The organism is Nocardia cyriacigeorgica (assembly GCF_010858045.1).
Classification (GTDB): domain Bacteria; phylum Actinomycetota; class Actinomycetes; order Mycobacteriales; family Mycobacteriaceae; genus Nocardia; species Nocardia cyriacigeorgica_E.
In genome coordinates this window covers 16502-29117 of record NZ_JAAGVC010000031.1, presented here as the reverse complement: position 1 = coordinate 29117, position 12616 = coordinate 16502, and the positions used below count along the sequence as shown (strand labels likewise).

Here is a 12616-nt window from a genome sequence, read left to right as displayed (position 1 = left end):
GAGCCGGCGGACGGCTGGGTCAGGAGGCCGAGCGGGCGATGATCACCGGGCACTCGGCGGCGTGCAGCACCGCCTGGCTGACCGAGCCGAGCGTCATGCCGACGAACCCGCCGCGGCCATGGCTACCGACCACCAGCAGCCGAGCCTCCGCGGCGGTATCGATCAGCAGCCGCGCGGGCCGCTCCTCGGCGACCACCTGGCGCACCGTGACCTCGGGGTAGCGGGTGCGCCACGGTGCCAGGGCATCGGCCAGTCTCGACTCGGCCTCGGCCGCGAGCTCGGCCCGGGACAAGTAGCGATAGAACTCCGACCACGCCGTCACCGCCACCAGTTCCGCACCGCGGCGGGTGGCCTGGTCGAAGGCGACGGCGATGGCGTGCACGCTGCTCGGCGAACAATCGGTACCGACCACCACCGGACCCTGCGCGCGCTCGGCGAACTCCGGGATCACCGCGACCGGGCAGTGCGCGTGCCGGGCCAGCGAGGTGCTCACCGAACCGAGCAGTCCGCGCCGCAGTGCGCCGAGACCACGGGTGCCGACGACCAGAATCCTGGCCGTGGTGGAGCGTTCACGCAGCAGCGGGACGGGCGCGGCTTCCCGCACGAGGGTCTCGATCTCGATCGGGCCGATGGGCGCGGCCGCGGCGGTGGCGATCTCACGGGCTTCGGCCAGCGCCTCCTGCCCGGCCTTGCGGTAGCTCTCGGCGTCGATCGGCGCATAGCCGAGGGTGGGGCCCACGTCGATCGGCACACCGATCGCGTACACGATGTGCAGCGGGCTGCCGTGGCGGGCGGCATCGGCAGCGGCCCAGCGCACCGCCCCGATGGCGGATCGGGAGCCGTCGGCGCCGACGACGACCGGTGCGCTGTCGGTGGACATGGCCTGCTCCTCAGTGCGCGGTGCGCTCGACGGTGAAGAACTCGGTGACCGGGCGCCGGGGTGTGGGCGGCTGCTCCTGCTCCTCGGGCGCGGCGCCGATGCGCACCACCACCTGCGGCACGGCCGGTCGTGGAATCAGTCCGGCGATGATGCGCCGGCTCGACGGCAATTCGGTGATGTGGGTGAGCGGACAGGTCGCCAGCCCGGCCGCGGTGCATTCCAGCAGCACGGCCGACAGGGCCTCGCCGGTGCGCAGCCACGGCAGCGGAGCGTCCTCGGGGGAACTGAGTACCGCCAGCCGGGCGTGATCGTCGAGCTCGCCGCGCCGCAGCGAGCGAGGCCCGGCCGGGAAATCGCGCCCGACGCCGACCTGCGCGAGTTCCGCGTTCGAGGCCAGCGCAGTCGCCGGGATCCCGTCCAGGTTGGCGCTGTTGCCCGCCCACCAGTGCAATTCGTGTTGGTAATGCGGATCGTGGCGGCGCAGGGCCGAGGACTGTTCCGAGGCCGCGGCCAGGCGCGGCCGCGCCGCATCGTCGAGCTCGTCGAAGGCGATATCGTAGGCCGAGACCAGGGTGCGCACCCCGGGGCCGACCTCGTCCCAGCGCGGTGGTGCGAGCATCGGCAGCCGGTCGGTGTGGCGCCGATCGATCGCACGGGCGAGGGCGAGCAGCCGCTGCGGCGGGTCCGGCCAGGGCCGGAACTCGACCGTCGCCAGATGGTCGCGGTGCGCCGGGTCGGGCAGCCGGGTGATATCGGTGTGCCAGCCGCGCGCGGCGAACGCGGTGCTCACGTGGTGCAGCATCGCGCCGCAGCTGATCACCAGTTGCCTGGCCTGGGGATCGGCCGAATGCAGCCTGCGTTCGCCGTCGCCGTAGAGGTGGAGCCGGGTTCCGTCGAAGACCCAGCGCCAGGGCTGGGTGTTGTGCACCGACGGCGCCCGGCAGGCCAGCCGCAACGCGGCCAGCACTGTCGGATGCTCGGGGATCCGAACTTCGTCGATGTTGGTCATATCTGCGAGTGTGCTCCTCCCGCAGGTGCCTGACCAGGGTCGTCGGTCCGCATGTCGGACACCGCGACGCCGGGCCCCGTCGAGCGGTACGGCTGCCGCGCAGCTGACCGCGCGGAGTCGAACGAGTGCCGCAGGCTCAGGCGATGGGACTGATCCCGGTGATGAGCGTGCGCCCGCCGACCGTGGCGGTGGTGACGAGCTGGGGGTTGTAGGTGATCGGCTGGGTCTGCGGCCGGTACTCGGTGACGACGACGGTGTACTGACCGACGAAGGCGCCGGGACTGATCGCGAGGCAATGGGTGGTACCCGCAGGCACCGAATCGATGCCGCGCTGGATATCGGCCGCCGAGGGCACGGCCGCACCGGGAGCGACGACGGTACGGGCCTGCTCCCCGGAGCGCGCGACGTAGAACGCGTGCTGGAAGGCGAAGATGGCCGCCGTCCCGGAATCGTCCCCACCGGCGGCATTGCCCTGGATCCGGTTCCCCACCCGTTCCGGCGCACACGCGGCCGGATCGCCGGACGGCGCCGGAATCACCAGATCCGGCCGAGCCCGCGCGGGCGCGGCATCGGTGTCCGGTCCACCGAACCGCACATACGCCGCGGCCAGCAGGGCGCCGGCGCCGAGCAGGCCGAGCATCAGTGTGGCCACCCGGCGTAGTCCGTGACGGCGTTCGATCGGCTCGGGGCGGCCGATCCGCCGCGGCGGGCCCTGGCCGGGCGGTGCGGGCCGGCCGGGCGCGATCTTCTTCGGCGCGGGCAGCGGCGACATCCAATCGGCCCATTCGCCCACATAGTCGGCGTTCGCGCCGCTCGTTTCGGACGGCGCTTCGTCCCCGCGCGCACTGTCCCGTCGATCCATAACGCCCCCACCTTCGTCAGGTTCTTCCGTCAGGTCCACCTATTTGTACTGGACCGACGGTGCGATGGGGGCTCACGACACCCGCCCGGGCGGTCGTCCGACCTGCCCGGCGCGTGGTGCGGTGGTCACCAGTGCGTGGTGACCGGGTCGCCGATGCCGACGTTCTCGTAGTACCAGGCCGCGTCGCCGGGGGCGAGGTTGATGCAGCCGTGGCTGACGTTGGCATTGCCCTGCGAGTCGACCGACCAGGGTGCCGAATGGACGAACACACCGCTCCAGGTCAGGCGCACCCCGTACTCACCATCGATCAGATAGCCTTCGGGTGAATCCAATGGGATGCCGATGGTGCGCGAGTCGAAGACGATGTGCCGGAACTTCTCCAGCACCGGGAAGGTACCGGTCGGGGTCTCCCAGCCGGGCTTACCCATCGAGGCGGGCATCACCCGCACCACCTGACCGCCGATGCTGACGGTGAAGGTGTGCGCCGACATGTCCGCATCGGCGACGACACCGGCGTTGGTGGCGAACTCGGTGCGGACCTGATCGCCGAAGCGCACACCGATGGTGGCGTTCGCGGGCAGGTACCCGGTGGGTGTCCAGGTCAGTTGCCTGGCGCCGGCCCAGGAGAAGGTGCCGGTCAGTGGCCGGTCGGCGGTGATCGCCAGCGCGCGCTCGGCGGCTGCCCGATCGGCGACATCGCTGTCGAATCGAACCGTCACCGGATGGGCGATGCCGACCGTGCGTCCGCCGGAGGGCGTGACGGAGGCGACCGTACCGATATCCGCGCCGGGCGGAGATCGGTCGATCATCATGGTGTTCGCCGCGCCCGAACCGACCATGGCCAATGCCATGATCGCGGCGGCCAGAAACAGGTGCCGAACTACGCTTCGCATGGCTCCACCCCCTTCGAGACGGTGTGGTGGGCAGAAGTCCAGTCTAGGCGCGCATGATCAACTACGACACCGGCCGTTGCCTGCTCGTTACGCGAGGCGCGGTGCGGCTACTCGGTCACCAGCTGCCAGTCGTCGGGTAGTCCGTGCACGTGGATTTCCGAACCCTCCGCGTGCAGGGTGACCGTGGCGGGCCCGAGCCGCATATCGGTGAGCGCGAGCTTGCCCCAGCGCCGCGGTAGTCGCGGGGTGACGATGAGCCGCCGGTTCGGTACGCACGGGGTGAGTCCGAGGAACGAGCGCACCAGCAGCAGTGGCGCCGCACTGGCCCATGCCTGCGGCGAGCAGGAGGTCGGGTACGGGATCGGGGAGCGGAATTCGGCGCGGCCGAAGCCGCAGAACAACTCCGGGAGCCGGCCACCGAACTCGGCGGCGGCGTCGAGCAGACCGGTGGTGAGCCGTTCGGCCAGCTCGCTGGCGCCGGGGATGTGGCGGTAGCGCTGCAACCCGGCCACCGCGATGGCGGTGTCGTGCGGCCACACCGAGCCGTTGTGGTAGCTCATCGGGTTGTAGGCGCCCATGGTGGCGGCCAGGGTGCGTAACCCGAAACCGGAGTCCATCGAGGCGTCGGCGAGCTTGTCGATCAGCTCGGCCGCGCGTTCGTCGGCGACGATGCCGGTCCACAGACATTGGGCGGCGTTGCTGGTCAGCGCGTCGACCTGATGTTTGTGGCCGTCAAGGGCGATCGCGTACCAGCCGTTCTTGGCCACCCAGAACGCGTCGTCGAACCGGGACTTGAGGTCCTCGGCCTGGCCGCGTAGCCGCACCGCGGTCTCGTGGTCGCCGAAATGTTCGGCCAGTTCGGCGCGGGCCAGCCGGGCGGCGTAGGCGTAGCCCTGGACTTCGCTGAGCGCGATGGACGGCTCGGCCAGATGCCCGCTCGCGTCGTTGATCGCGTCGTAGCTGTCCTTCCAGCCCTGATTGGTCAGACCTCGGTCGGTTTTGCGGCGGTACTCGATGAAGCCGTCGCCATCGGCGTCGCCGTATTCATCGATCCAGGCCAGGGCGGCGTCCGCGGCCGGCAGCAGCTCCCGGATCACCGATTCGTCGGCGCCCCAGCGCCAGCATTCGGCCAACAGCATCACGAACAGCGGGGTGGCGTCGATCGAGCCGTAGTACACCTCGCCGCCGAGCACCTGACCGCCTGCCGGGCCGTGCCGCATCTCGTGCATGATCCGGCCCGGCTCCTCCTCGGTGATCGGTTCCACCTTGGTGCCCTGGAGTTTGGCCAGCTGGCGCAAGGTGCCCAGCGCAAGCGCCGAATCCAAGGGCAGCGCCATCCAGGAGGTGAGCAGGCTGTCGCGGCCGAACAGCGTCATGAACCAGGGCGCGCCCGCGGCCACATAGGCCGGGGACCCGTCGCCGCGGCCATCGATGCGCAGGGCGCCCAGATCGCTTTCGGTGCGTTGCAGCACCTGGGTGAGCCGGGAATCGGTGGCGGTCAGATCGGTGGCGGTGGCCCGCCAGGCCTTGAGCCTGCTGATCGGGCTGTCCTCATCGTCACCGAAGGCCATCTGCACCCGTCGGTGCGCCACCACCGGCTGGGCCAGGATCTCGGTCTTCCACTGCCCGTGCGCGGGCACGACCACCTGCCAGGTGACGGTGCCGGGCAGCATCACCGGATCGCCGGTGGCGCTGATGGTGACGCCGCGGCCGGGATCGGTGTGATCGATCAGGTGCAGTTCGCCGTCGACGGACTGGGCTTCGGCGCTGCCGAGATGCTTGCGGCCCTCCTTCACGGCGAACAGATCGGCGAAATCGGCGTCGGCGAACAGTGTCACGGTGATCGCGGTGTCCTCGTGACCGAGGTTCTGCACGATGACCGCTTCCTTGAGCCCCTGGCCGATCATGCGTTTACGCACCACGAGAACGGTGCTGTCGGCGACGCCCTGGCGCGGCTGCTTGCGCATGATGAACCGCGCCTTGAACGCCTCGGGAGTGAGCACCGTGAGCTGTTCGGGCGCTTGGCCGTCCAGCCGCAGCTCCCACCGCGAGATCACCCGAGCGTCGCGATAGAACAGGCCCTGCGAGGTCCCCGCATGGATATCGCCGAGCTGATCGGACAGGCAGAAGGTGCTCGCTTCGACGAGGGTGATGGTCCCCCCGCCGCCGTTGACGGCGGCGGGTTGACCGGAATTGAGGACCCTGAGGGGCTCGCTCATGCTCGACTCCAAGCCGGTGTCGTGCCGTTGTCCGCACGCAGACCGAGCAGGCCGCTGCGCCGGAGCTCGACGGTGGTCAATTCATCTGCCGGGCGATGGGATTCGTCCCACGCTTCGAGTATGCGGTAATAGGCCGCCTCGTATCCGGCACCGAGCTGATCGACACCGAAAAGTTCTTCCACGCGCTTGCGGCAGGCATACGGATCCAGATCGCCCGCCTTGGCGATGGCGGCGGGCAGTTCGGCCGGGTCGTCGCAGATGATGCCGGTGACCCCGTCCACGATCACCTCCTCGACCGCGCCGCCGCGCAACGCCACCACCGGGGTGCCGCAGGCCATCGCCTCGATCATCACGATGCCGAAGGGCTCCTCCCAGCGGATCGGGAACAGCAGGCAGCGCGCCGAGGCGAGCAGTTTGCGCTTGGCCACGGCATCGGCCTCACCGAAGACGTGATCGCGCTCGGTGAGCAGCGGTTCGATTTCCTTGGCGAAGAACGCCTTTTCCGGCGGCTCATTGCATTTACCGGCCAGGATCAACGGAATACCGGCCTCGTGCGCGGCGTGCAGGGCCAGGTGCGGACCCTTGTACGTGGCATAGCGGCCCAGGAACAGCGCGTAGTCCTTCTTCTCCACCTGGAACGGCCATTCGCTCGGCCGCAAGGCATTGTGCACGCGGGCGATCCAGTTGAACGACGGGGCCAGCGCGCGCTGGCGATCGCTGATGGCGACCAGCCGGGTGTGTTCGTCGAGTGCGCCGTAGTAGTCGCACATATCGCCGTCGACCGGGCCGTGCACGGTGACGGCGGTCGGAATACCCAGCGCCTCATAGGCGGGTGCGTTGAGCGGGCCCGCGAAGGTGTGGTCGTGGATGATGTCGATGGGCATGCGGCGCGCCAGATCCTCGATGATGCGCCGGACCTTGAGCGCGTTGACCACCTCGGGGAACGGATCGCCGAGCCGGTCGGCCTGGATGCGATCCCACACCGGGATGAATTCCGCTGCGGTGCCCGGCTTTCCGGCACCGAGCAGGGTGACCTGGTGACCGCGCGCGACGAGGGTGTCGGCGAGTTCGGCGACCACCGCCTCCACTCCGCCGTAGCCGGCGGGCGGGACATCGAAATAGGGGGGAGCGACGAGAACGATGCTCAGTTGCCGGTTGCGGGCGGCGCCGTTCAACGCGTCGCTGCCGGGTTTTCGGCCCAGGATGTCGGAGTCGGAATCGGTGTCCTCGTGGGTGAAAATGGTGCTCAACGTAACCCTCCTCAACAGTGGCCGCAGCGCGCGCAGAACGTGGCCGTCGGCCGATGGGTGGAGCTGGTAGCAACTGAAAATCACTGGCGCCGAAGATGTGCGGCGCAAGCAGGCGGCAGCGCACTGCCGCACGGACAACTGACGAATGTCCGACGCCCTCGCGGATTGATCTACACGGCGCCGGCTCCCGCCCGATCCGGGGCCAGCGTGAACGCCGCGCGGCCGGTGGCCGTCGCGTTCAGGGTGTACCTGGCTCGGCGTAGAACCAGGCACTCGGGTGAGCAGTAGCGGTGGATGTCATGGGCGCGGCGTGCCTGACCCACGGTCAGCTCGCCGGGATCGGCCGAGCAGTCCGCGATGTTGGAAACGACCTGGCGCACCGTGATGACGTCGATCCTGGATTCCTGTTCCGCCTCGCGGTCCAGTTCCGGTTCGAGCGCCGGGGGCGCCGTGATGTACCCGATCCTCACCGTTACCTCCTGCATGTCGAGCTCGAGCTATCAGTTACGGCAGCCGTTGCGGCTGCCGATCGCGCTGGTGACTCGTGGTGACGCACAAAGCAGGTGAAGCCTGAAAATCGGTACGTGGAGTGATGCGTATCACGTAACCGCGGCCCAGTGTACGCGCACTCAGTTACCTACTCGGCAGTTCGCAGGTCGAACGAGGATTCTGGGGCGGAATATTCGCCGAATCGGGCATCTACAGTGCAGTTGTGGTGGGAGCCGGTGGCTTTCGGGCGGGGCGGACCGTGACGTCGGAGGGTTCGTTTAGCGGTTTTAGGCCGCGCTGGCTATGTGTGAGCTATCTATTTCTGGGTACTCCGGACGCGCATCGGCCCGGCCGCCGGAGCAGCCGGGCCGATGGTGGGAGAGCCGGGTGCGGAAGTGTCAGCCGCGCACAGCACGCAGGACGTCGGCGTGCAGAGCGTCCGCGCGGGCGGTGATGGTCTCGATCCGGCCGAGCGCGGCGGTGAAGGCGGCGCCGTCCTCGGCCGACAGCGAGCCGACATTGATCTCGATATTGAGTCGCGAACTCGTCGCGGCCGCGCGCGCGGCATCGGCGGCGGCGCCGATATCGGTGACCACATTGGGGTTGCCGATCGGCAGCAGTTCGGCCGCCAGCGACAGCACCTCGTCGGCCTCGTCGACCACCGCCGCGGGCACCCGGGCCGCCTCGATCAGCGCCGCGGTGATCGCCGCGCCGCGGGCCTCGGTCTCCTCGGGCGTGGTCTTGGGCAGCTTGTAGGCCGCGCCCACCGCGGTGAACGCGGCGGCGTCGGCATCGGCGAGCGCCAGCGCCCGCAAGCGAGCCGCATCGGCCGCCTCGATGATCCGGTCCACGACCGGACGATGCTCGGCGTCCTTGGCCCTGGTGGTGTAGCGGGCGACCATCGCGATCAGCGCCGCGCCCTGAGCGGCGTGCAGGGCGGCGACGGCGCCACCACCGGGTGCGGGCACCTTGGCCGCCAGATCGGCCAGATATCCGGCGACGGTGGCGTCGGCGAAGCTCGGCGCGAGATCCGGATGCGAGGTGGACGGCTGCGACACGGCGGTGTGGCCTTTCGTTGTGCTACGACGGGGCGCACTCACGCTACCGCGACGCCGGTGTGGCCGGTGGCAGGCGGTGAGATAGCCGTGGCTATGTTGAGTGCTATGCGGATCGGATTGGGTATCAATTATTCGGGGGGTTTCAAGGAGGTCGCGGCCGAGGTCGCCGATCTCGAGCGGGCGGGCCTGGACGTCGTGTTCGTCCCGGAGGCCTACTCCTTCGACGCGGTGAGCGCCCTCGGCTATCTGGCCGCCAAGACCGAGCGCATCCAGCTGGCCTCGGGCATCTTGCAGCTCTACACCCGCACCCCGAGCCTGACCGCCATGACGGCCGCGGGCCTGGACTTCGTCTCCGACGGCCGGTTCCTGCTCGGTCTCGGCGCCTCCGGCCCCCAGGTGATCGAGGGCTTCCACGGCGTGCCCTACGACGCGCCGATCGGCCGCACCAGGGAACTGGTGGAGATCTGCCGCAAGGTGTGGCGGCGCGAGCGGCTCGAATACGACGGCAAGTACTACCAGATCCCGCTGCCCGCCGACCGCGGCACCGGCCTGGGCAAGCCACTGAAGCTGATCAATCATCCGGTGCGCGAACGCATTCCGGTGTTGCTGGCCGCGCTCGGACCGAAGAACGTCCAGCTGGCGGCGGAAATCGCGGAGGGCTGGCAGCCGATCTTCTTCCTGCCCGAGCAGGCAGAGAAGGTGTGGGGCGATGCGCTCTCGGCCGGTCTGGCCCAGCGTGATCCGGCCCTCGGCCCGCTCGATGTGTACGCGGGCCCGGCGCTGGCCATCGGCGAGAACGTCACGCCGCTACTGGAATTCGTGAAACCGCATCTGGCCCTCTACATCGGCGGCATGGGCGCCAAGGGCAAGAACTTCTATCACACCCTTGCCACCAAATACGGCTACGGCGCCGAAGCCGACCGTATCCAGGAGCTGTACCTGGCGGGCAAGAAAGAAGAGGCGGCCAAGGTGGTGCCCGACGAGTTGGTGCGCGACATCTCGCTGGTCGGCCCGGCGAGCTTTGTCAAGGAGCGCGTCGCCGCCTTCGCCGAGGCCGGTGTGACCGTGCTCAACGTGGTGCCGATGGCGGCCACGCCGGCCGAGCGCGTCGCACTGATCGAGCAGCTGCGCGCACTCTGCGACTGATCGCGCCGGGCCCGTCATCGGGATGGGCCCGCCGCGCGTGCACACGGGCCCCGTGCCGACTCATCGTCGGTGCGGGGCCCGTGCTGTGGGTGACGTCAGTTGCCGCCGCGAAGATCGGCCAGGGCCGCGTCCAGGGTGGTGTGCAGGGCGAACACCTGGTCGAGGCTGGTCATCTTGAGCTGTCGGCTGGTGGCCGGGCCATCGGCGACCACCGCGATCGCGGTGGTGTCACCGGCGCGCTGATGCGCGGCGACCAGGGCCGCCATGCCCGCCGAGGCCAGGAAGGTGACCGCGGTCAGGTCGATGATCAGGCCCGCGGGCTCGCTGCCGAGGGCCGCGTCGATCGCGTTCTCCAGGGCGGGTGCCGTGGCCAGGTCGACCTCCCCGGTCACCGTGAGCACGGTCGCCCCGTCGCGGGTGGCGACGGTGGTGGTCATCGTGTCGGTGAGGGGATACGCGTCTCCGGAAGTGTTTGTCACATCATCACAATCTGCCATGATCCGGGCGATCCTGCCGAATCGTCACCCGGATACCTGTCGGTTCGTTCCACGTAGCGGGTTGGCCACCGGGAACGCGATCGCCGGCAACGTCACCGACATCCGCACCCTGGTACCTGACCCGCTGTGGTCGATGTCGAGCTCTTCGGTGAGCGCACGCATCATATCCAGTCCCCGGCCACGGTACCCGCGATCGGCCGACTGTGGCTTCCAGATACCGGTGTCGGTGACCCGGATCTCCACCTTCTCGGTATCGCAGCGCGCGCTCAGCTCGACCACGCCCGACTCGGTGTCCCGGTAGGCGTGCTCGATGCTGTTGCTGCACGCCTCGTTGGCGGCCGCGACGAGGTCGGAGGCCAGATCGTGCGGCACGGCGGCGGCGGTGAGCCAGGCCTTGAGGGTGCGCCGCAATACCGACAGCTGTTCCGCCCTCGCCGGCACCTCGACGTGCAGCGGCGCCGGCGGCTGCCGGTAGACCACCATGGCCACGTCGTCGTCGTAGCCGCCCGCCGGACGCAGCCGGGACAGCACCGCGTCGGCCACTTCGCGCGGGAGCCGCTGATGGGTCTCGGCCAGCACATCGGCGATCTGGTCGAACCCGTCGTAGATGTCGACCCCGCGCTGTTCGACGAGCCCGTCGGTGAACAGCACCAGCGTCGCACCGGGGGGCAACGGGGTGGTGGCCTCCGGGCGTCGCGGCATATCGAAGGTCGCCAGCGGTACCGCGCGTCCGCCCTCGAGCATCCGCCCGGTGACGCCGACGTCGGCGAGGATGGGCGGCATATGGCCGGCGTTGCTGTAGCGCACCAGCCCGCGGACCGGGTCGAGGACGGCCGCGCACACCGTGGTGCACATGGCACCCGGGATTCGGGCGGCGACGGTGTCGAGTTCGGCCAGCAATTGCGCGGGGCCCGCCCCGCGCAGCAGCAGGGCGCGTGCGGCGGTGCGCAGCTGGCCCATCACCACCGCCGCCGACAGGCCACGGCCGACGCAGTCACCGACCACCACGCCGATCGTCCCGTCCTTCAACGGCACCACGTCGTACCAGTCGCCGCCGATCTCCAGCGGCGGCAGCGCCGGTTCGTAGTGCACCGAGAACCGCGGCGGCAGCTCGATCGGGCCGAGCATGGCGCGCTGCAACGTCAGCGAGGTGGACCGGGCCTGGTCGAAGTTGCGCGCCCGCTGCACCGCGAGGCTGAGATGGCCGATGAGCAGGGAGAACAGCGTCCAGTCGGCGGCGCCGACGACGCGTGGGGCGGCGAAACGCAGCCACAGCGCGGCATCGGCGGTCTCACCGAGCGGCGCGACGATGCCCTCGGCCCGGTCGGCGCCCTCGGGTACCGCGATCAGGGTGCGGCCCGGCCGCAGCCTGGCCCGCTCCAGCAGCTCGCGGGTTCCGGGGGCGAGGACCTGCGCCGGCTGTGGTTCGCCGACGGCATCGGGTTCGGCGTCCACCGCCGCCCCGGACACATACACTTCGGGTTCGCCCTGCCGGGTCTGCCAGACCGCGACCACCGCGGTCTCCGCGCCGACGGTGCGCCGCAGCTCGTCCAGGCCCACCTCGAGCACCTCGGCGACGCTGATGGCCGAGGCCACCGCCGTCGCCAGCCGCGAGGCCGCCTGATCGCGGGCCTGGGCGTCGTGCTCGGCGGTGACGTCGCGAATGGTGCCGACGAAGATCCGTTCGTTGCCCTCGGGCTTGACCAGCGTGCTGGTGCTGACCGCGAGCCAGCGGTCGCGGCCATCGCGATGCCGGATCTGGGTGACGAAGCGCAGCGCGGCGGTGCCGAGATCGGGATAGCGCTGCCCCTCCGGCAGCGACCACGGATGCGGCAGCGCGTACGGCACCTCGTTGGCGCCGTATCCGGTCAGCTCACCGAAGGCCGAGTTGACCTCGATGATGGTGCCGCGGGCATCGGCGACGAAGAACCCGTCCTGCAACGATTCCACCAGCGCGGTGCGGAATTCGTCGCGGCCGGCCAGATCGTCGGCGCGCGAGCGTTGCTGCTCGTAGCGGCGGGTGCCGTCGAGATAACCACGGGTGGCGACGTCGAGGGTGATCAGGGTCTGCAACAGGAATTCCAGCGCCGATTCCTCGAGCGCGCTGGTGCCCGGCCCGCCCGATTCGGCCTGCACCTGTTTGACCACGCGGTAGTGGTTTTCGGTGAGGTCGAGCAGGCTGATGCCCTCGACCAGCGCCCGCCGTCCGAGCTCATGGCCCTCGGCGAGGCTGTCGTGTGCGGGGGAGCGCAGATGGCGCCGCAGCGCGTCGGCGTAGTCGTCGAGAAAGGCGGCCAGGACCGTGCTCATCGT

11 protein-coding genes are annotated in these 12616 nt (G+C 69.8%); 1 reads left to right on the top strand and 10 read right to left on the bottom strand.

Annotation, left to right across the window (positions count from 1 at the left end; genetic code table 11):
- Positions 1-19: 19 nt before the first annotated feature.
- The 8 genes from GV790_RS21805 to GV790_RS21770 all read right to left on the bottom strand — a co-directional run bounded on the left by GV790_RS21805 (position 20) and on the right by GV790_RS21770 (position 8660).
- Positions 20-880: a universal stress protein gene (locus GV790_RS21805; RefSeq protein ID WP_163815490.1), complete on the bottom strand. Its 861-nt coding sequence runs from the start codon at positions 878-880 to the stop codon at positions 20-22.
- A gap of 10 nt (positions 881-890) precedes the next feature.
- Positions 891-1889 carry an Acg family FMN-binding oxidoreductase gene (locus GV790_RS21800; protein WP_163815487.1) on the bottom strand — a complete coding sequence of 333 codons (999 nt, stop codon included), beginning with the start codon at positions 1887-1889 and terminating at the stop codon, positions 891-893.
- Between the two features lie 136 nt (positions 1890-2025).
- On the bottom strand, positions 2026-2751 hold the full coding sequence (locus tag GV790_RS21795; protein ID WP_163815485.1) for a hypothetical protein: 726 nt from the start codon (positions 2749-2751) through the stop codon (positions 2026-2028).
- Between the two features lie 125 nt (positions 2752-2876).
- Positions 2877-3644 (bottom strand): L,D-transpeptidase, encoded by a 768-nt coding sequence (locus GV790_RS21790; protein ID WP_163815482.1) that lies wholly within the window; start codon positions 3642-3644, stop codon positions 2877-2879.
- A 107-nt stretch (positions 3645-3751) separates the two neighbouring features.
- A complete protein-coding gene (locus GV790_RS21785) occupies positions 3752-5863 on the bottom strand; it encodes an amylo-alpha-1,6-glucosidase (protein WP_163815480.1) in 2112 nt (703 codons plus the stop codon).
- Complete coding sequence (locus GV790_RS21780; protein WP_163815566.1) at positions 5860-7065, bottom strand: glycosyltransferase family 4 protein; 1206 nt, start codon at positions 7063-7065, stop codon at positions 5860-5862. The genes GV790_RS21785 and GV790_RS21780 overlap by 4 nt, the downstream gene beginning before the upstream one ends.
- A gap of 218 nt (positions 7066-7283) precedes the next feature.
- The gene (locus GV790_RS21775; protein WP_163815452.1) at positions 7284-7583 is read right to left on the bottom strand and encodes a hypothetical protein; all 300 of its coding nucleotides are present in this window, start codon (positions 7581-7583) and stop codon (positions 7284-7286) included.
- A 417-nt stretch (positions 7584-8000) separates the two neighbouring features.
- Positions 8001-8660 (bottom strand): cyclodeaminase/cyclohydrolase family protein, encoded by a 660-nt coding sequence (locus GV790_RS21770; protein ID WP_163815478.1) that lies wholly within the window; start codon positions 8658-8660, stop codon positions 8001-8003.
- Positions 8661-8765: 105 nt separating this feature from the next.
- Here GV790_RS21770 and GV790_RS21765 point away from each other — a divergent pair, with 105 nt between their 5' ends.
- Entirely contained in the window at positions 8766-9806 is a 1041-nt protein-coding gene (locus GV790_RS21765; protein ID WP_163815476.1) for an LLM class F420-dependent oxidoreductase, read from the top strand.
- A gap of 95 nt (positions 9807-9901) precedes the next feature.
- On the opposite strand, the gene GV790_RS21760 is transcribed toward GV790_RS21765, so the two are convergent.
- On the bottom strand, positions 9902-10243 hold the full coding sequence (locus GV790_RS21760) for an STAS domain-containing protein (protein ID WP_163815564.1): 342 nt from the start codon (positions 10241-10243) through the stop codon (positions 9902-9904).
- A gap of 84 nt (positions 10244-10327) precedes the next feature.
- Positions 10328-12613, bottom strand: coding sequence for a SpoIIE family protein phosphatase (locus GV790_RS21755; protein WP_163815474.1), 2286 nt, complete (start codon positions 12611-12613; stop codon positions 10328-10330).
- Between the last annotated feature and the right edge of the window lie 3 nt (positions 12614-12616).

Excerpts from the sequence above, each read along its gene's own strand:
- GV790_RS21795 (WP_163815485.1), bottom strand. The coding sequence starts at position 2,751 with ATGGATCGACGGGACAGTGCGCGCGGGGACGAAGCGCCGTCCGAAACG.
- GV790_RS21785 (WP_163815480.1), bottom strand. The coding sequence starts at position 5,863 with ATGAGCGAGCCCCTCAGGGTCCTCAATTCCGGTCAACCCGCCGCCGTC.
- GV790_RS21805 (WP_163815490.1), bottom strand. The coding sequence starts at position 880 with ATGTCCACCGACAGCGCACCGGTCGTCGTCGGCGCCGACGGCTCCCGA.
- GV790_RS21760 (WP_163815564.1), bottom strand. The coding sequence starts at position 10,243 with ATGACCACCACCGTCGCCACCCGCGACGGGGCGACCGTGCTCACGGTG.
- GV790_RS21790 (WP_163815482.1), bottom strand. The coding sequence starts at position 3,644 with ATGCGAAGCGTAGTTCGGCACCTGTTTCTGGCCGCCGCGATCATGGCA.
- GV790_RS21800 (WP_163815487.1), bottom strand. The coding sequence starts at position 1,889 with ATGACCAACATCGACGAAGTTCGGATCCCCGAGCATCCGACAGTGCTG.
- GV790_RS21765 (WP_163815476.1), top strand. The coding sequence starts at position 8,766 with ATGCGGATCGGATTGGGTATCAATTATTCGGGGGGTTTCAAGGAGGTC.
- GV790_RS21755 (WP_163815474.1), bottom strand. The coding sequence starts at position 12,613 with ATGAGCACGGTCCTGGCCGCCTTTCTCGACGACTACGCCGACGCGCTG.